This is a genomic window from Sphingomonas sp. CFBP 13728, from assembly GCF_014841895.1.
GTDB lineage: Bacteria > Pseudomonadota > Alphaproteobacteria > Sphingomonadales > Sphingomonadaceae > Sphingomonas.
Genome location: NZ_JACYUS010000001.1, coordinates 731,200 through 749,446, shown reverse-complemented (window position 1 = coordinate 749,446; position 18,247 = coordinate 731,200). Strand labels below are relative to the sequence as shown.

Below are 18,247 nucleotides of genomic sequence, written 5' to 3'. Positions count from 1 at the left end.
GTTTGGATCGTAAGCGATGACGCGGCGGTTTTGTTTGACAGCAGACGGGGCCGCCGCATTATTGCGCGCTGACTGCGGGCGTGATTCTATCGCGGCCGACTTGAGACTTTCCGGGGGACTATATGAACAAGCAGGAACTGATCGCGACGGTTGCCGACACGTCCGGGCTGGTGAAGGCCGACGCGGTCAAGGCCGTCGAGGCGGTGTTCGACGCGATCGAGGCATCGTTGAAGAAGGGCGACGAGGTTCGCCTGGTCGGTTTCGGCACGTTCTCGATCTCGAAGCGCAAGGCGTCGACCGGCCGCAATCCCCGCACCGGCGAGCCGATGACGATCAAGGCGTCGACTCAGCCGAAGTTCAAGGCCGGCAAGGGCCTGAAGGACGCGGTCAACTAGAACCGGTGTCGATAGGGCTGGACAGGTGGACGGGGTCTGCCTAAAGGCCCGCTTCCGAACGAGTTTCGGGCGCGTAGCTCAGTGGTAGAGCACACCCTTCACACGGGTGGGGTCGCTGGTTCAATCCCAGCCGCGCCCACCAGATTTACGCCGGTCTCTTCGCACGAAGGGGCCGGCGTTGCTGTTTTTGGCGTCCGTCGGGGTAGTGGATCTCGCGGCGGGGTGGTTACGCCGCGTCCGTCATCCTGACGAAAGTCAGGACCCAGAGCCACGTAGTGCAACGCTCGTTACCCTGGGTCCTGACTTTCGTCAGGATGACGAAGTGGTTGCGCGAAGATCGAGGTACCACGCTGACCGATCCTGCGCGCAACATGACAGCTTCTTCATTAGGCTGGTTCGTTCGATCGAACTAAATGCCCCGCGTGGTCCAGTCACGACTCCTAGACATCGCGATCAGCGAATTCGGCAGCAAGGGGCTGGAGGGGGCAAGCACGCGCGCGATCGCTGCGGCGGCGGGTACGGCGATGTCGTCGATCACTTATCATTACGGCGGTAAGGACGGGCTGTACCTCGCCGCGGCGGATCGGATCGCCGAGCGCATGTCCGCGATGATGACCGAGCCGTTCGACGTACCCGCCGGGGTCGTCGAGGACGCCACCGCAGCCCGCACCCGGATCCACCGGATATTCGCGCGGCTCGCGGACAAGATGGCGAGCGACGAGAACGCCGACTGGACGCTGTTCATCCTGCGCGAGCAGATGAAACCTGGCGCGGCGTTCGAGCGGATCTATGGCGGCGTGATGGGGCAGATGATCGAGACGCTTGCCGATCTCGTCGCCACCGCGACCGGCTGTACCAGCGCGCGCGTCGCGCGGATCACGACGATCACGTTGATGGGGCAGGTCCTCGCGCTGCGATCGAGCCGCGCGACCTTCCTCAAACTGCTCGGGCGCGATGCGCTCGGGGCCGACGACATCCACGATATCAAGGCGCGGATCGACGCCAATATCGACGCCATCCTCGATTCGATGCGTGCTGAAGAACAGGGCCAGGCATGACCGACCAGACGAACCACTCCGACGCCAACCACGACGATGAGGATCGCAAAACCGATCCGAACGGCGAGGACCAGCAGTCCGATACCGACCAGCAGGACGAGTCCGAGGACGAGGCCGACAAGAAGCCGTCGGTGTTCAAGAAGCCGATCTTCTGGATCATCCTCGTTATCGTCGTCGGCGGGCTGATCATCGGCGGCGTGCTCTACTGGCTCCATGCGCGGCAGTTCGAGTCGACCGACGACGCGTTCGTCGACACGCACATCGTCCGCCTCGCGCCACAGGTCGCGGGGACGCTGGTCCAGGTCGCCGATATCGACAACCGGCATGTCGAAGCGGGCCGCCTGCTCGCGGTCATCAAGGCATCCGGCCGCGACGCGCAGGTCGCCGAGGCACAGGCGAACGAATCGCAGGCGCGCGCGCAGTTCGCGCAGGCACAGGCGCAGGTCACCGCCGCCGAAGCACAACGCCAGCAGGCCGCCGCACAGGCGCGCGTCCCGATGGCGGCTGCGGTGAAGGCTCAGCAGGATCTCGCGCGTTACGAGGCGTTGCTGCGGCTCGATCCGAGCGCGGTCGCCGGCCAACAGCTCGATCAGGCGCGCGCCACTGCTCGCCAGACCGCCGCCGATGCGGCTGCCGCGCGCGAACAGATCGACACCGCCACCGCGCAGATCAGCGTCGCCAGGAAGCAGGTCGGCGCGGCCAAGTCGGTGATCGACGCCCGTCGCGCGCAGGTCGACCAGGCCAACGTCACGATCGGCGATCTCCGGCTGACCGCGCCGGTCGCGGGGCAAGTCGTCAACCGCTCGGTCAATGTCGGCTCCTATGTCGCGCCCGGCACGCAGTTGATGGCGATCGTCCCCGACACAATGTGGGTGACGGCGAACTTCAAGGAAACGCAACTTACCCTGATGCGGATCGGCCAGCCCGTCGACATCCATGTCGACGCGTATCCCGGCGTCGACTTCAAGGGGCATGTCGACTCGATCCAGCGCGGCGCCGGCCAGGCGTTCGCGCTGCTGCCCCCGCAGAACGCGACCGGCAACTATGTGAAGGTGGTCCAGCGCGTCCCCGTGCGGATCGTGTTCGACGCGAAGAACGGTCCGGATCCGAAGCGCTATCCGATCGGCCCCGGCATGTCGGTGGTGCCGACCGTCAAGGTCCGCTGAGGTGGCGAAAGCCCCAGCGAAAGTCGATGCGGGGGGCGGTCACACCTGGTCGCCGAGCCGGTCGGCGGCGGGCAAGTACAGCCCGTGGCTGATCGTCGCGATCATCTCGATCCCGACCTTCATGGAGGTGCTCGACACCTCGATCGCCAACGTCGCGCTCGATCACATCTCGGGTGGGCTGTCGATCACCACCGATCAGGCGACCTGGGTGCTGACCAGCTACCTCGTCGCCAATGCGATCGTCATTCCGATCTCGGGCTGGCTCAGCGACGCGATCGGCCGAAAGCGCTATTTCCTGCTTTCGATCGCCCTGTTCACGCTTGCTTCGCTGATGTGTGGCCTTGCGCCCAATATCGCTACGCTCGTCGTCGCCCGCGTGCTGCAAGGCATCGGCGGTGGCGGCCTGGCGCCAGTCGAGCAGTCGATCCTCGCCGACACCTTCCCGCCGAAACAACGCGGGATGGCGTTTGCCGCCTTCGCGATCGTCGTCGTCGTCGGCCCCGTGCTCGGGCCGACGCTCGGCGGCTACATCGTCGAATATTCGAGCTGGCACTGGGTGTTCCTGATCAACGTGCCGGTCGGCATCGCCGCCTGGTTCCTGGTCGAGACCTTCGTCGACGAGCCGCCCCAAGTGAAGAAGGACCGCGACGAGCGGTTCAAGAACGGCCTGACGATCGACTATGTCGGCGTCGCTTTGGTCGCGCTCGGGCTCGGCTTCCTCGAACTCACCTTCGATCGCGGCGAGCGCGAGGATTGGTTTTCGAGCGGCTTCATCGTCATGTCGGCGATCATCGCCGCGGTGTCGCTGGTCACGCTGGTCGTCTGGGAGCTCAACCACAAGGACCCGGTGATCGACCTCAAGCTGATGAAGAACCGCAACTTCGCGCTGACGATCGGCGTGATGGGCGTCACCGGCATGATCCTGTTCGGCACCACGCAGCTGATCCCGCAGATGCTGCAACAGGTTCTCGGCTACAGTTCGCTCGACGCCGGCCTCGCGCTGACCGCCGGTGGTCTGGCGACGCTCGTCATGGTGCCGTTCGCAGGGCGGCTGAGCGGGCTGGTCGACGTGCGCTTCCTGCTGTTCCCGGCGTTGCTGGTGCAGGCGTTCGCGCTGTGGAACATGAGCCACCTGACCGCAGACATCGCGTTCTCTGATGCGGCGTTCGCGCGGCTGTTCCAGGCAATGGCGCTGCCGTTCCTGTTCGTGCCGATCAACGCGATCGCCTATGTCGGGCTCAAGCAGACGCAGACCGCGCAGGCGTCGAGTCTGCTCAACGTCTCGCGCAATCTCGGCGGCACGATCGGCATCTGTTTCGCGCAGACGCAGCTTGCTGGCGGATTGCAGCGGCACCAGTCGGAATTGACTCAGACGCTCAACCCGCTCGATCCGAACTACAATGACTGGATGCAGAAGGCGACGAGCGTGTTCGGCGGGCAGGGCGATGCGACAACGCCCTTGGCCGTTCTTTATAGCCAGATGCAGCGGCAGGCGACGATGCTCGCGTTCCTCGACGTGTTTCGCGCGATGATGGTTGTCGTGCTGGTCGTCGCGCCACTGGTTCTATTCATGCGCTCCGGCAAGACCGGCGGCGCCCCCTCGGGAGGGATGCATTGATGCGTGCGCGGTTCATGGTGGTTGCGGTTGCGGCCCTGCTCGCGGGGTGCACCGTCGGCCCGAATTACGTCGCTCCCAAGATGGCGGTGCCGCCGGCGTTCGTCGGTCCGCAAGCTACTGTGGGTGCGACGGTCGATCCAGCCCGCTGGTGGTCAGCATTCGGCGATCCGCAGCTGGACGGCCTCGTCGAGCGTGCGTTGAAGGGCAATCCCGACATCGCCATCGCCGCCTCGCGTGTGCGGCAGGCGCGGTTGCAGGAGATCGTCGCGCGCTCGCAAGGATTGCCGAGCGTCAACGCGAGCGCCAGCCCGAGCCACATCGAGTTCAGCAAGAACGCCGGCCTCTCGTCGATCGCACGTGCGTTCAGCGGCGGCACGGGGGCAGGCGGCACCGGCCCGACCGGCGGCATCGCACTCCCCGGCAGCGGGATCACGACCTATTCCGTCGGGTTCGACGCGAGCTGGGAGCTAGACCTGTTCGGCGGCGTCCGGCGCAGCACCGAAGGCGCGCGGGCACGGACGGAAGCGGCGGTCTGGTCGAAGCGCGATGCGGCGGTGACGCTCGCGGCGGAAGTCGCGCAGGCGTATTTCGCGCTGCGTCTCGACCAGGCGCAGATCGCGACGATCGAGGGCGAGATCGTCCGCCAGCGTCGTGCGCTTGAGATTGCCGGCAACACGGCCAAGGTCGGTCTCGTCCCGCCGATCGACGTCACCCGCCAGCGCGCTTCGATCACATCCACGGAAGCGCGCGCCGAACCGGTCCGCGCCGATGTCGACGTCCGCATGCACGCGCTGGCGATCCTGCTCGGCGAGCCACCCGCGACGTTGATGACCGAGCTCGCGGCGCCGTCGGTAGCACCGCTCGGCGTACCGTCGATCCCGGCCGGGTTGCCGTCGGAGCTGTTGCGTCGTCGCCCCGACATCCGCGCAGCCGAACGCGGTCTCGCGGCGTCGACGGCGGATATCGGTGTGGCGGTGGCGGATATGTATCCGAAGTTCAGCCTCACCGGCATGAGCCAGCTGATCTCGACCGCGCTCGGCAATCTGTTCTCGGGTGACAGCCTCCAGCTGACCGCATCGGGCGCTGCGCAGTTCCCGTTGCTTGACTGGGGCCGGCGCAAGTCGACCGTGAAGTCGCGCGAGGAAGACCGCGAGCAGGCATATCTGCGCTATCGCTCGACGGTGTTGCAGGCGTTGCGCGACGTCGAAGACCCGCTCGCGCAGATCGCTGCCGAGCGGAGGCGGAACGCGGCTTTGCAGCGCGCGGTGGTCGATGCGCAGAGCAGCGCGAAGGCGGCGGAGTCGCAGTACCGGACCGGGTTCGTGGCGCAGACTACGCTGCTGAATGCGGAGACGGACGTGCTGACGGCGCGCGAGCAGCTGGTGTCGAGCGATGCGCAGTTGCGGCAGCTTACGGTGGCGTTGTTCAAGGCGCTGGGGGGCGGTTGGGAGCAGGCGGAGTAGGGGCGCGCTTCAGCTCGTCTGGTACCCACACCTAATTGTTCTCCCGCGAAGGCGGGAGCCCAGTCTGTGCTCCCGCCTTCGCGGGAGAACACGCTAGTTGATGGGGTTCGTCCATTCCTCAGCCACCACCCCGGCGAAGGCCGGGGCCCAATTGGGAAATGTCGGTAACGTAGGTGCGCGCTTCATCACCGCGACCTTGCCAATTGGGCCCCGGCCTTCGCCGGGGTGGTAGGCTTTTTGGCAGGTGCTTTCAGCGAGCAGTCGTTCAATCAAAAAACAGGGCGGCCACACGACCGCCCGCAAAATCACTTCTTCTTGTTCTTCCGCGCCGCATACTTAGCGTCACGAATCGCCTTCTTCTCAGCGTCGGTCAGCTCGACCTTAGCCTCGGCCTCGCGCTTCTTCGCAGCAGCAGCCTCGGCCTCAGCCTTCTTCGCGGCCTTGGCTTCGTCCTCGGCGGCACGCTTCGCGGCACGCTTCTCACGCTCGGCGAGTTCCTTGGCTTCGCGCGCGGCGAGGCGCTCGGCTACGACCGCTTCGTCGATCGGTGGCTTGGCGCGCAGGGCTTCCAGCGCCTTCTGCTTGGCGGCGGCTGCGCTGCTCGTACGGTCCTGGAAGCTGGGGTCCTTGAAAGAGGCCATTGTCGTAGAATAATCCTGTAATATCGGTCTGACCGCCCGCACGCAGGAATGCGTGGGCATTGACGCTGGCTGCGCCTTTAAATCATCGCGCGCCGGATCGGAAGAGATGTGTTCGATGGCGCGGTTTTCAACCCCATGGGCCTGCAGCGCCCCAATCGACAGTCATCGAACCGTCATATCATAGTCACGCAAGCGTAACCGAAATCGCATCGCGGCGTCATCTGGCCAGCCTAACCGCCATGTCACGGTCGGCAGGGGGGAGCCTGGGTCGATCCGAACAATCAACGGTACGACTCGGGAGTCCTTCGCATGACCAGCTTTACTCGCCTCGGCACGATCCTGCTGACCGGCACGGCCTGCCTCGCACTCACCGCTTGCGGCGGTGCCGACGACGTCGCTTCGCCGGGCGCAGGCACCGTGATCATCACCCCGCCAGCCACGCCGACCCCGACGCCGTCCACGCCGACGCCGACCCCATCGGCGATCACGGCCGCTCAGTTCGCCTCGACCTCGGGCGGCCGCTCGGACGGCACGATCACGATCAGCGCCGATGAGCAGCTTGCGATCGTCAACGCCGGCACCAACAACAACGTCAGCGGCACCAACGTCCTGACCGGCGTGTACCCGACCGCCGCGACGTCCGCCACGACCGCGACCGACCCGTCGTCGATCAACCCGTTCTTCGCCAGCACCAACTTCGTCGGCGCGCTCAACGGCCCGACCGACACCGCGTTCCAGGGCTGGACCTGCGCCTCCACGTCGGCCGAGTTCGGCGGCAGCACGACCGCGCGCTGCACCGCGGTTCCTGCCGTCGGCGCCGGCGGTTCGGCCGCAGCGTGCCCGACCGGCACGATCGACGACGGCCTGGTCCAGACGTTCCGCGCCTGCCGCCTGCCGACCAACATCACGTCCAGCCTGACGCTGCCGAAGATCGCCGGCGTGTTCTACCGCCTGCGTGGCCAGACCGAAGTCGGCGCCGATGCCGGCACGACCGGTGCCGATACCGGCGTGACGCTGACGATCGCACCGGGCGTCGTCGTCGCGGCGGATTCGACCGAAGTCACCGCCGACCTCCTGCTTGTCAACCGCGGGTCGAAGATCAGCGCCGTCGGTACGCGCGACGCGCCGATTATCTTCACGTCGCAGCAGAACCTGACCGCCAACGGCGTCAGCGATGCGACGCAGGGCCAGTGGGGCGGGATCATCCTGCTCGGTCGCGCACCCGTCGCGGTCTGCGCCACCGGAACCGGCCCGAACAATGCCGGCGGTACGAGCACGACCTGCCAGCAGGCGATCGAAGGCGTCACCGGGCGCTTCTACGGTGGTCCGACGCAAGCCGACAACAGCGGCACGATGCAGTATGTCCAGATCCGCTACAGCGGCATCGCGATCAGCGACGGCAACGAGCTTCAGGGCCTGACGCTCGGCGGCACCGGTTCGGGCACGACGATCGATCACGTCCAGAGCCACAACTCGGCCGATGACGGCATCGAGATCTTCGGCGGCACCACGAACATCAAGTATTTCGCGGTCACCGGCGCAGACGACGACGGCTACGATATCGACAACGGCTATCGCGGCTTCATGCAGTTCATCATCGCCGCACAGCGCCTGCTGGGTGCGACCGCCGACTCGTTCTCGACCGAGATCGACTCGAACGGTGCCGAGGATCTGCTGCCCCGTACCTTCGGCCAGTATTCGAACTTCACGTTCGTGCAGACCGCACTTGCGCCGGCAGCGATCCGCCAGCGTGGTGGTTCGGACATGCGCTTCATCAACGGCATCGTGAAGACGCCGGCGACCGTCGCCTGCCTCAACCTGATCGCGCAGGAAACCAGCCAGGCCGATCGCTCGACGATCCGCGCGGCCGATGCCTCGAAGCAGGACCAGGGCCCGCCGATCTTCACGTCGGTCTACTTCAACTGCAACGGCCGGTGACGCCTCCGGTCGGCTCTCCGCAGTCGATGATGTGAGCAGCGATGCCGGGGTGGTTCCAAAGACCACCCCGGCATTCGCCCATAGACCCCCTGATCTGGATATTCGGCCATGCAAACGCGCTTCGGCTATGCCACCTTACTTCTCCTGACCTCGCAGCTGGTCGCGCCCGCGGTGCTCGCCCAGACCGGCGGCGCTGCACCCGCTCCAGCCGCCTCGCCACCCGCCTCGACCACGTCGACGGGGCCTACCTCGACGCCGGTGGATACCTCCGCGCCCCAGGCTGCCGGAGCAGAGGCCGCCCGAGCGCAGGCCGAAGTGTCGACGCCGGGCTACGATCCCAACGCCGGTGAGGACATCGTCGTCGTCGGTCGCAACATCCCGAATTTCGTACGCGCGACCCCGCAGGTCGTCTCGATCCTGTCGACCGAGGACATCGCACGCACCGGCGAGGGCGACATCGCCGGCGCGTTGTCGCGCGTCACAGGCCTCAGCATCGTCGGCAACGGCTTCGTCTATGTCCGCGGTCTCGGCGATCGTTACTCATCTTCGCTGCTGAATGGTTCGCCACTGCCGAGCCCCGAGCCGCTGCGTCGTTCGGTCCCGCTCGACATCTTCCCGACCACGATCGTCGGGTCGGCGCTGGTCCAGAAGACCTATTCGGTGAACTATCCCGGTGAGTTCGGCGGCGGCGTGATCAACCTCACGACCAAAGCGATCCCGGACAAGAACTTCCTGTCGTTCGGCGGTTCGATCTCGGCCGACACCGCGACCACCAGCGAACTCGGCTACACCTATTATGGCGGTGACGCCGACTGGATCGGCTTCGACGACGGCACGCGGAAAGTGCCGAGCTTCATCAAGAACGCGCCGAAAGGCACCGGCAACATCTCGGCCGCGCAGGCTGCGACGCTCAGCAACGCCTCGACCTCGCTGCTCCAGCGCAACAACCAGCTTCCCGCCAATTTCTCGGGTGAGATCAGCGGCGGCTCGGTGTTCGACATCGGTTCGGGCCGGCTCGGCGTGATCGCGTCGGTCAGCGCGAGCAACACGTTCCGCACCCGCAGCATCACGCAGCAGGATTCGGTCACCAACGAAGGCCTGCTCCGCAACGATTTCCAGACCCTGTTGACCGACAACCGGATCGTCGCCAACGCACTGATCGGCGTCGGCTACGAGTTCGGCGAGAACAGCATCAAGCTGACCAACGTCTATATCCACGACACGCTGAAGCAGGCGCGTGGGTCGGCGGCGACCACCTACAACAACTCGAGCGGCCTGCGTTTCCAGCAGAATACCAACTGGTTCGAACGCCAGCTGTTCGAGAGCCAGCTGGTCGGTGCATTCAAGCCCGTCGATGCGCTGACGCTCGACGTCCGTGGCGCTTATGCGAACTCGAAGCGCAATGCGCCGTACGAGCGGCAGTTCGACTATCTCTGCTCGAACACCACCACGACCGGCCAGCCGATCACGGTACAGGATCCGAACGGGACCGGCGGCGCGCAGTGCAACGGCGCGTATCAGGTGACGCAGCGCTTCTCGCCGTTCGCCTCGATCATCTTCAGCGAACTGAAGGAAGACCTCTACAGCGGCCAGGCGGACGCGACGTACAAGCTGTCGACCGAGCGGCCGATGTCGCTATCGACCGGGTATTTCTACTCGGATACGAAGCGTACGTCGTCGCGTCTCCAGTTCAACTACCAGACGCCGCGCGGCGGCGGCACGGCGCCGGGCTATCCGTACAACCTGCTCCGTCCGGATTACCTGCTGGCGATCGATACCAACGATCCGCTGAACTCGCTCGAACTGCAGTTCAACACCCCGCTCGGCGCGTATCAATATGATGCGTCGCTGCGGATCCATGCGGGCTACGTCCAGGCCGAGGCCGAGGCGACCGACGGCGTCCGCGCGACGATCGGGGTGCGCTACGAAACGGCGGAAGAGCGTGTCACGCCGATCCTCTCCGCGACGACGCGTCTCAAGAACGACTATTTCCTGCCGGCCTCGACGCTGACCTGGAATTTCGCGCCTGACATGCAGCTTCGCGCGAGCGCTTCGAAGACGATCTCGCGCCCGCAGTTCCGCGAGCTTGCACCACAGCAGTTCCGCGATCCCGAATCGGATCGCCTGTTCTTCGGTAACCCGCTGTTGCAGGATACCAAGCTCTACAATCTCGACGCGCGGTACGAATGGTTCTTCGCGCGTGACCAGCGCTTTACGCTGGGGGCGTTCTACAAGCGGATTGACAAGCCGATCGAACAGGTCGGTTTCTACACCGGCGCGGACGATCGTCTCCAGACCGGCTTCACCAACCTGCCCAAGGCCAAGCTGTACGGCGGCGAGGTCGAGTTCCAGAAATACGTGCCGCTCGACACGCTCGGCAGCGATTTCTTCGCGACCCGTCGCCTGCTGTTCATCGCCAACTACACCTATACGCAGTCGTCGATCACGGTGGACGGCAGCTGCGTCCCGAACGTGGTGGACCAGAGGACGGCGACCGGGGGCTGCCAGGTCGGCTTCGCACCCGCGACCGGCAATTTCCGCGACGGCGCGCCGCTCACGGGTCAGTCGGATCACCTGGTCAACGTCCAGCTCGGGCTGGAAGATACCAAGGCGCTGTCGCAGATCACGTTGCTCTTCAACTACGCCAGCGACCGCGTGACCAATCGTGGCCCGTCGAACCTCGGTGGCACGGGCTTTCTGCCCGACATCATCGAAAAGCCCGGCATCCGTCTGGATCTCGTCGCTCGCCAGGGCGTCGAATTGCGCGGCGCCAAGTTCGAGGTGAAGGCCGAGGCCCGCAACCTGACCAAGACGCGCTTCACCGAGGGTCAGACGTTCGAGAACGGCAACAAGGTGTACATCAACCGGTATAATCTGGGTCAGGTGTTCACGCTCGGGATCAGCACGACGTTCTGAGGAAGGGGGCGGAAGCTATGATCCTCCCCCGCAAGGGGGAGGTGGCGCCGAAGGCGACGGAGGGGGAGGATACGCGACAGGCGTTGCTTTTGCCGCCCCCTCCGTCGGGCAAGTGCCTGCCCCCCCCTGGCGGGGAGGATCGTAAGCCTAGCGACATGCCGGGATCTCAACCCCAAGGCTTCTCCCGAAACCATTTGGTGATCACATACTTGACCCCCGACCGCACCTTCATTCCGTGATGCAGCGTCGCGGGGTTGAGGCTGCCATCCGCGCGCCGGTTGTTCCAGGCGAGCAGCTTGCCCGTCTCCGGCTGGACGATCTTGTCGATCGCCTTGAACCGCGTCGCGCCGCCTGCTTCGGGCCGGTTGAGGTAGATCATCACGGTCCACGTCCGGTTGCCGGCAATCCCGCAGTAGCGCTGATAGTCGACGCCGTTGGGCTCGAAATAGTCGGTGTGTCCCTTGAACTCCTGCCCGACCGCATAGCGCTGCCCCTGGAGCGGTTCACCGTACACCGGGTCAAGTCCGGTCAGCGCGGCGATCCGGCGTTCGACCTCGATCACCGCCGGGTGCAGCGCCGACAGGTCACCGGTCTCGCTCGTCCGATAGCTCGCATCGCCGTTCGAATCGGAGATCGTCGACGGGCGTCGCACCGCATCGATCTGTTCGATCAGCGTGGCGCACAGCGCGGGCGGCAGGAAGTCGCGCCGCACGAACAGGTCGAGCTTGGCACTGGGGACACGCTGAACACCGGGTACGGCCAGCCGTGCGATGATCGCTTCGGGCGGCAGGCCGGAGCCGCTCGACGGGACAGGATCGGACATGAGCGTCTTCTGCCCATCGTCGACGCGAAGCGCTACCCCATCAGAATTGAAGCAACCGACGTGCAAGCCATTGACGCGGAATTGTAACATGGCATGCCTACGCGACGAAGAGAGCGGGGAATTGGGGTGGATCGCGAATGCGATTGAAGCTGGACGCGCGGGCGCGCCGTATCTTGCGGCGTATGCCCGTCGTGAATGTCTATAATGTGGTGGAACTTGCGCTGCTCGCCGGGCTGGCGGTGCAGTGCGCACGGCTGGCGTGGACGATCGTGACGCCGATCACGCCACTGGGTGACTGGCGTCCCGCCACGCCGATGGTGGTAGGGTCGCCCGCGGATATCCTGCGCGGGTTCGATCCGTTCTTCCGTCTCGGTGGTGCGGCCGGCGCACCTGCCACGGTGACCTCGCTCCAACTAACTCTGTTCGGTACGCGCATCGACGAAGCGATGGGCCGCAGTTCTGCGATCATCGCAGGGGCCGACGGTGTCCAGCAGAGTGTCGCGGTCGGCGACGAGATCCAGCCCGGCGTGCGTCTCAAGGCGGTCGCGTTCGATCACGTCACGATCGACCGCGGCGGTGCCGACGAGGATCTGTTCCTCGACCAGTCGGGCGCCGTCACGCCGGTCGTTCCCGGCGCGGCACCCGCCGGCGCTGCGTCTCCGGTCGTCGGCATCCCCGTGGCGCAGTTGCGCAGCGAGATCGGCTTCATCCCCCGCATCGACGGCGGCCGCATCAGCGGACTCACGGTCCGGTCGCAGGGCTCGGGCAACGCGTTCCGTTCCGCAGGACTGAAGGACGGCGATATCGTCACCTCGATCGGCGGGCGGCCCGTTTCCGGCCCCGGCGATCTCGACCGCATCGTCAAGGATTTCGCGGGCGGCGGCAACGTCCCCATCACCGTAGAACGCGGCCAGGACACCCTGCCGCTCGCCATCACGATCGCGCCACCCCAATGAAAAAACTGTTTCTCGGTCCCGTTGTCGCGCTCGCGCTGGCGGCAGGCGTCCACGCGCAGACCACGCTCAACGTCCGCGACGCCGACATCCGCGCGTTCATCGCCGATGCCGCCAAGGTCACCGGGCGCACCTTCATCATCGACAACCGCGTCGCCGGCAAGGTGACCGTGGTCACCGATCGCCCGCTGTCGCGCTCCGAATATTTCGAGATATTCCTCTCGACGTTGCGCGCCAACGGCCTCGTCGCGGTGCCGACCTCGGGCGGCGCGTTCCGCGTCCAGCCGCTCGACAACGCCGCCTCGCAGCCGAGCCGGATCGGCGTCGCGGGCGCCGCGCGCAACAGCTACGTCACCGAGATCATCCGGCTCCGCGCAATCGACGCGCAATCCGCGGTCGAGACGGTTCGCCCGCTGGTCAGCGCGCAGGGCTCGGTCAGCGCGAACCGCGGCGGCAACAGCCTCGTCGTGGTCGATTTTGCGGACAACATCCGCCGCATCCGCGAGGTCCTTCGCCGGATCGACACCGATACGTCGTCCACCCGCGTCGTCGCGCTGAAGAACGCCAGCGCTAAGGAGATCGCCACCGCACTCCAGGGCTTGATCGGAACCGGTGCCGGCGGCGGTCAAGGCGGGCAGGGCGGTGGCGCCGCCGCCGGCCCGAGCGCATCCGTCGTCGCGGTCGAGGGCTCGAACGCGGTCGCCTTGCGCGGCGATCCGACTACCGTCGCCCGCCTCGCGCAGGTCGCCGCCGATCTCGACCAGAAGGCACGCAACGGCACCGAGATCAAGGTCGTGTTCCTCGAGAACGCCGATGCCGAGCAGCTGCTGCCAGTGTTGCAGGAACTCGTCGGCCAGACTCCTACGCAGCCGGTACAGACGGCATTGTCGCGCTCCAACTTCGGATCGAGCAGCACCAATGGCGCGTCCGGCGGCCAGTCGAACTTTTCGCAGCCGCAGATCCCGCAATCCGGACCGTCGTCGAGCGGCGGGGGCGGTGGATCGGGTCAGGCTGCGATCACCGCAGCGGGCGGCAAGACTGCGGCAGTCGTCACGCGCTTCGCTGGCGCCAACGCGATCGTCATCGCCGCACCCGCCGAGATCCAGCGTCAGCTGAACGAAGTCGTCCGCCAGCTCGACACGCGCCGCGAACAGGTGCTGGTCGAGGCGATCGTCGCCGAGGTCTCAGATTCGACCGCGCGCACGCTCGGCGCACAGTTCATCGTCGGCGACCCGAGCGGCGGCGCGTTCGGCGCGTCGACCTTCTCGAACTCCGCGCCCAACATTCTCCAGATCGCGGGCGCGATCGGCGCGCGCTCGATCGGCGGCAACGGCACGACGGTCGTCGCGCCCGATGGCACGCGCACCGAAACGAACACGCCCAATGCCGCGGCGGACGCGCTGCAGCAGTCGGCGATCGCGTCGATCCTCGCGGCCACCGGCGGCTTTGGCGGGTTCGGCGGCAAGATCGGCAGCACGTTCTTCGGCGCGATCATCAACGCGGTAAAGAGCGACACGACCTCGAACCTGCTCCAGGTCCCGCACCTCGTCACGCTCGACAACCAGGAGGCGCACAGCCTCGTCGGGCAGGAGATCCCGATCACCACGGGGCAGGCGCTCAGCACCAATTTCGACAACGCCTTCCGCACCACGCAGCGCCAGAATGTCGGCATCGAGCTGACCGTGCGGCCGCAGGTGAACTCGTCGGGCACGGTGAAGCTCAATCTCCGCCTCGAAGTCAGCTCGATCGCGGGGCCGGTGTCGAGCGACAACAGCGACCTGATCCTCAACAAGCGCGAGGTCGAGACCGTCCGCACCGTCGACGACGGCCAGATCGCGGTGATCAGTGGCCTGCTCGACGACAACGAACGCCGCACGATCGAGAAGATCCCGCTGCTCGGTGACATCCCCGTGCTCGGGCATCTGTTCACGTCGAAGGCGAAACAGCGGTCGAAGACGAACCTGATGATCTTCATCCGCCCGACGATCCTGCGCACCGCCGAGGACAGCCGCAAGCTGACCGAGCAGCGCTATGGCTATGTCCGCCTGCAACAGGGCTTGCAGGAGCCGGGCGCCGAGCCGTCGATCGATCAGCTCGTCCGCGACTATATGGGCGCCGCGCCGCCGATCCCGAGCGCGCCGATCCCCGGGAGCATCGAGGATCCGCGGATCGCGGTGCCGGTACGCACCTCGACGATGGTCGTGCGACCAAAGAAATGATCATCCGCGAAGGCCACGAGATCGAACTGACTTCCCCCCTCCCGCTTGCGGGAGGGGTCGGGGGAGGGGCTGCCTTACTCACGGACGACGCGATCGAGGGATATGTCATTCCCTCCCCCAACCCCTCCCGCATGCGGGAGGGGAGTGAGGCCGCCCTCCCCCAGATCACCATCCCCTACGCTTTCGCCCGAAAGTTCGGCGTCGTCGTCGACCATACCGACACGGACTCCCACCTCACCATCGCCATGCGCGCCGGCGCCGACCCGAAAGTCCTGCTAGAACTCCGCCGCTACCTCGCCCGCCCGTTCGACGTCACCTTCGTCGAACAGGTCGCGTTCGATCGCCTTCTGTCGAACGTCTACGCGATGGACGGCCAGGCCAACGCGCTCGCCGCGGTCGGCATGGGCGACGAACTCGACCTGCTCGCCGGCGACATGCCGACCGCGGAGGATCTGCTCGACACCGCCGACGACGCTCCCGCGATCCGCCTGATCAACGGCATCATCGCCGACGCCGCGCGCAACGGCGTGTCGGACATCCATATCGAGCCGTACGAGTCCGGCCTCGTCGTCCGCATGCGCATCGACGGCGTGCTGCGCGAAACGCTGCGCATGCCGCCCAACGTCGCCCCGGTCGTCGTCAGTCGCATCAAGGTCATGGCGCGCCTCGACATCGCCGAACGCCGCGTCCCGCAGGACGGGCGGATGGGGCTGACGCTCGGCGGCAAGCTGCTCGACGTCCGCGTCTCGACGCTGCCGTCGCGCGCAGGGGAACGCGTGGTGCTGCGTATCCTCGACAAGGAAAACGCCGGCATCGACCTCGAAGCGCTCGGCCTGCCGCCCGCACTGTTCGCGCTGCTCAACGAAGCGCTGAGCGAGCCGAACGGCATCATCCTCGTCACCGGCCCGACCGGCTCGGGCAAGACCACGTCGCTCTACGCCGCGCTCCGCCTGCTCAACGACGGCAGCCGCAACATCCTCACCGTCGAGGACCCGGTCGAATACGCCGTCGACGGCGTCGGCCAGACCCAGGTCAACCCGAAGGTCGGCCTGACCTTCGCGGCAGGGCTCCGCGCGATCCTCCGCCAGGATCCGGACGTCGTGATGGTCGGCGAAATCCGCGACCGCGAGACTGCCGAGATCGCGGTGCAGGCGTCGCTCACCGGCCATCTGGTGCTGTCGACGGTCCACACCAACGACGCGATCGGCGCGATAACCCGGATGCGTGACATGAAGGTCGAGAGCTTCCTGCTCGCCTCGACGTTGCGTGCCGTGATCGCGCAACGGCTCGTTCGCCGGCTCTGCCCGACGTGTCGCAAGGCCGTGCCCGCGTCCGATACGGTTGCGCCGCTGCTCGGCATCGCCTCCGACGCGGTCGTCTACGTCGCGCAAGGCTGCGAAGACTGCAACCAGACCGGCTACAAGGGGCGTATAGGAGTCTTCGAAGCGGTCCGCATCGACGACACGATCCGCCGCCTGATCAACACCGACGGCCACGAATCGGAGATTACCGCGCACGCCTTTGCCAAGTCCCCGAACCTTGCGCAGTCCGCCCGTGACCTCGTTCTCTCCGGCCAGACCACCGCCGAAGAAGCCGTCCGAGTATCCCGCCGCGACACGACCGAAGTCGTTGAGGATACAGCAGTTGCGTAGCGCCCTAAAAATCCTCCCCGGAACGGGGAGGGGGACCAGCGAAGCTGGTGGAGGGGGTTCACCACGCTCGCACCACCGGCCGTACGCCGCCAGCAGCGCAACGCAGCGTTCGCGGCACGCCCCCTCCACCACCGCTGCGCGGCGGTCCCCCTCCCCTTGCAGGGGAGGATGATGGCGGACTTCGACTATATCGCGATCGATACCAAAGGCGCCGAACGCCGCGGTCACATCGCTGCCGCCGACATAGATGTCGCCCGCGCCACCCTCGACGCACGCAAATTCTACGTCGTGAAGATCACCCCCGGCGCACCCCCGCAGGCGACCAAAGGCCGCCCGCTCTTCGGCCTTCAGCTTGGCACGCCGAAGATGTCGGGCAAGAACCTCACGCTCTTCACCCGCCAGCTCGCCACCCTCAACCGCGTCTCGCCGCTGGAGGAATCGCTCCGTACGATTACGCGCCAGACCGAACAGGACAGCGTCCGCACGATCGTCCAGCACGTCCACGCCGGCGTCGTCGAAGGCCGCCGCCTTGCCGACGCAATGGCGCGCGAGCCGAAAAGCTTCCCGCCGCTCTACCGCGCGATGGTGTCGGCCGGAGAAAGCTCGGGCTCGCTCCCGACCATCCTCGACCGGCTCGCCGCCCTGCTCGAACGCCAGGCCGAGATCCGCGGCAAACTCATCACCGCGCTAGCCTATCCCTCGATCCTCGCGCTCGTCGCGTTCGGCGTGGTTACCGCGCTGATGATGTTCGTCGTGCCGCAGGTGGTCGAGCAATTCGACACGGTCGGCCAGCAACTCCCGCTGCTGACGCGCATGGTCATGGCGTTTTCAGCGTTCCTCGTCGGATACTGGTGGGTGATGCTGCTAATCGTCGTCGGCGGCAGCCTCGCCGGGTGGCGGGCGCTCAAGGACCCGACGCTCCGGCTCGCGTTCGACGGCTGGCTGCTCCGCATTCCACTGCTCGGCCGCCTGATCCGAGACCTTCACGCGGCACGGATGGCGCGCACGCTCGGGACGATGGTGGCGAGCCGACTACCGTTGCTCGACGGCCTCAACCTCACCGCGAGCACGATCCACAACCGCCGCCTGCGCCTCGCCTCCGACCAGATCGTCGACGCGATCCGCGGTGGTGGTTCGCTCTCCGCCGCGATGCGCCGGGCGGGCGTCTTCCCCCCGCTGCTGACCTATCTCGCGGCGAGCGGAGAAGCCGCCGGTCGCCTCGACGAGATGCTCGAGCGCGCCGCCGATTATCTCGAACGCGAGTTCGACCGTTTCACCGCCACCGCACTCTCGCTGCTCGAACCGCTGATCATCGTCGTGATGGGCGGCATCGTCGCGACGATCGTGCTATCCATCCTGCTCCCGATCCTCCAGCTCAACACGCTGGCCGGACAATGAGGTTGTT

The 18,247-nt window shown here is 66.3% G+C and carries 13 protein-coding genes and 1 tRNA gene; 12 read left to right on the top strand and 2 right to left on the bottom strand.

What is annotated here, in order from left to right:
• Window positions 1–122 precede the first annotated feature (122 nt).
• The 6 genes from IFT67_RS03170 (at window position 123) to IFT67_RS03145 (ending at window position 5,700) form a co-directional block, all read left to right on the top strand.
• A complete protein-coding gene (locus IFT67_RS03170) occupies window positions 123–395 on the top strand; it encodes an HU family DNA-binding protein (protein WP_056048186.1) in 273 nt (90 codons plus the stop codon).
• A 67-nt stretch (window positions 396–462) separates the two neighbouring features.
• Window positions 463–537 (top strand) — tRNA-Val (locus IFT67_RS03165).
• A gap of 280 nt (window positions 538–817) precedes the next feature.
• Window positions 818–1,453: a CerR family C-terminal domain-containing protein gene (locus IFT67_RS03160; RefSeq protein ID WP_192145005.1), complete on the top strand. Its 636-nt coding sequence runs from the start codon at window positions 818–820 to the stop codon at window positions 1,451–1,453.
• The gene (locus tag IFT67_RS03155) at window positions 1,450–2,619 is read left to right on the top strand and encodes an HlyD family secretion protein (RefSeq protein WP_192145004.1); all 1,170 of its coding nucleotides are present in this window, start codon (window positions 1,450–1,452) and stop codon (window positions 2,617–2,619) included. The genes IFT67_RS03160 and IFT67_RS03155 overlap by 4 nt, the downstream gene beginning before the upstream one ends.
• Before the next feature lies 1 nt (window position 2,620).
• Entirely contained in the window at window positions 2,621–4,237 is a 1,617-nt protein-coding gene (locus IFT67_RS03150) for a DHA2 family efflux MFS transporter permease subunit (RefSeq protein ID WP_192145003.1), read from the top strand.
• Entirely contained in the window at window positions 4,237–5,700 is a 1,464-nt protein-coding gene (locus IFT67_RS03145; protein ID WP_192145002.1) for an efflux transporter outer membrane subunit, read from the top strand. The genes IFT67_RS03150 and IFT67_RS03145 overlap by 1 nt, the downstream gene beginning before the upstream one ends.
• A 305-nt stretch (window positions 5,701–6,005) precedes the next feature.
• On the opposite strand, the gene IFT67_RS03140 is transcribed toward IFT67_RS03145, so the two are convergent.
• Window positions 6,006–6,341 carry a DUF6481 family protein gene (locus tag IFT67_RS03140; RefSeq protein WP_056058003.1) on the bottom strand — a complete coding sequence of 112 codons (336 nt, stop codon included), beginning with the start codon at window positions 6,339–6,341 and terminating at the stop codon, window positions 6,006–6,008.
• Window positions 6,342–6,650: 309 nt separating this feature from the next.
• On the opposite strand from IFT67_RS03140, the gene IFT67_RS03135 reads away from it, so the two are divergent.
• Together IFT67_RS03135 and IFT67_RS03130 are read left to right on the top strand one after the other, a co-directional pair.
• Window positions 6,651–8,279, top strand: a complete 1,629-nt coding sequence (locus tag IFT67_RS03135) for a beta-helix domain-containing protein (protein WP_192145001.1) — start codon at window positions 6,651–6,653, stop codon at window positions 8,277–8,279.
• Window positions 8,280–8,387: 108 nt separating this feature from the next.
• The gene (locus IFT67_RS03130; RefSeq protein WP_192145000.1) at window positions 8,388–11,195 is read left to right on the top strand and encodes a TonB-dependent receptor domain-containing protein; all 2,808 of its coding nucleotides are present in this window, start codon (window positions 8,388–8,390) and stop codon (window positions 11,193–11,195) included.
• A 166-nt stretch (window positions 11,196–11,361) separates the two neighbouring features.
• Here the strand turns inward: IFT67_RS03130 and IFT67_RS03125 are convergent, their stop codons facing one another.
• On the bottom strand, window positions 11,362–12,018 hold the full coding sequence (locus IFT67_RS03125) for a prolyl hydroxylase family protein (RefSeq protein ID WP_192144999.1): 657 nt from the start codon (window positions 12,016–12,018) through the stop codon (window positions 11,362–11,364).
• 182 nt (window positions 12,019–12,200) lie between these two features.
• On the opposite strand from IFT67_RS03125, the gene IFT67_RS03120 reads away from it, so the two are divergent.
• The 4 genes from IFT67_RS03120 to gspF all read left to right on the top strand — a co-directional run bounded on the left by IFT67_RS03120 (window position 12,201) and on the right by gspF (window position 18,240).
• Window positions 12,201–12,974 carry a type II secretion system protein N gene (locus tag IFT67_RS03120; RefSeq protein ID WP_342450542.1) on the top strand — a complete coding sequence of 258 codons (774 nt, stop codon included), beginning with the start codon at window positions 12,201–12,203 and terminating at the stop codon, window positions 12,972–12,974.
• The gene (gene gspD, locus IFT67_RS03115) at window positions 12,971–15,190 is read left to right on the top strand and encodes a type II secretion system secretin GspD (protein WP_192144997.1); all 2,220 of its coding nucleotides are present in this window, start codon (window positions 12,971–12,973) and stop codon (window positions 15,188–15,190) included. Before IFT67_RS03120 ends, gspD begins: the two co-directional genes overlap by 4 nt.
• A gap of 131 nt (window positions 15,191–15,321) precedes the next feature.
• Window positions 15,322–16,842 (top strand): GspE/PulE family protein, encoded by a 1,521-nt coding sequence (locus tag IFT67_RS03110; protein ID WP_192144996.1) that lies wholly within the window; start codon window positions 15,322–15,324, stop codon window positions 16,840–16,842.
• A 171-nt stretch (window positions 16,843–17,013) separates the two neighbouring features.
• Window positions 17,014–18,240 carry a type II secretion system inner membrane protein GspF gene (gene gspF, locus IFT67_RS03105; RefSeq protein ID WP_192144995.1) on the top strand — a complete coding sequence of 409 codons (1,227 nt, stop codon included), beginning with the start codon at window positions 17,014–17,016 and terminating at the stop codon, window positions 18,238–18,240.
• Window positions 18,241–18,247: the final 7 nt, after the last annotated feature.

Excerpts from the sequence above, each read along its gene's own strand:
- gspD (WP_192144997.1), top strand. The coding sequence starts at position 12,971 with ATGAAAAAACTGTTTCTCGGTCCCGTTGTCGCGCTCGCGCTGGCGGCA.
- IFT67_RS03145 (WP_192145002.1), top strand. The coding sequence starts at position 4,237 with ATGCGTGCGCGGTTCATGGTGGTTGCGGTTGCGGCCCTGCTCGCGGGG.
- IFT67_RS03125 (WP_192144999.1), bottom strand. The coding sequence starts at position 12,018 with ATGTCCGATCCTGTCCCGTCGAGCGGCTCCGGCCTGCCGCCCGAAGCG.
- IFT67_RS03155 (WP_192145004.1), top strand. The coding sequence starts at position 1,450 with ATGACCGACCAGACGAACCACTCCGACGCCAACCACGACGATGAGGAT.
- IFT67_RS03135 (WP_192145001.1), top strand. The coding sequence starts at position 6,651 with ATGACCAGCTTTACTCGCCTCGGCACGATCCTGCTGACCGGCACGGCC.
- IFT67_RS03110 (WP_192144996.1), top strand. The coding sequence starts at position 15,322 with ATGCGGGAGGGGAGTGAGGCCGCCCTCCCCCAGATCACCATCCCCTAC.
- gspF (WP_192144995.1), top strand. The coding sequence starts at position 17,014 with ATGGCGGACTTCGACTATATCGCGATCGATACCAAAGGCGCCGAACGC.
- IFT67_RS03120 (WP_342450542.1), top strand. The coding sequence starts at position 12,201 with ATGCCCGTCGTGAATGTCTATAATGTGGTGGAACTTGCGCTGCTCGCC.
- IFT67_RS03170 (WP_056048186.1), top strand. The coding sequence starts at position 123 with ATGAACAAGCAGGAACTGATCGCGACGGTTGCCGACACGTCCGGGCTG.
- IFT67_RS03130 (WP_192145000.1), top strand. The coding sequence starts at position 8,388 with ATGCAAACGCGCTTCGGCTATGCCACCTTACTTCTCCTGACCTCGCAG.
- IFT67_RS03140 (WP_056058003.1), bottom strand. The coding sequence starts at position 6,341 with ATGGCCTCTTTCAAGGACCCCAGCTTCCAGGACCGTACGAGCAGCGCA.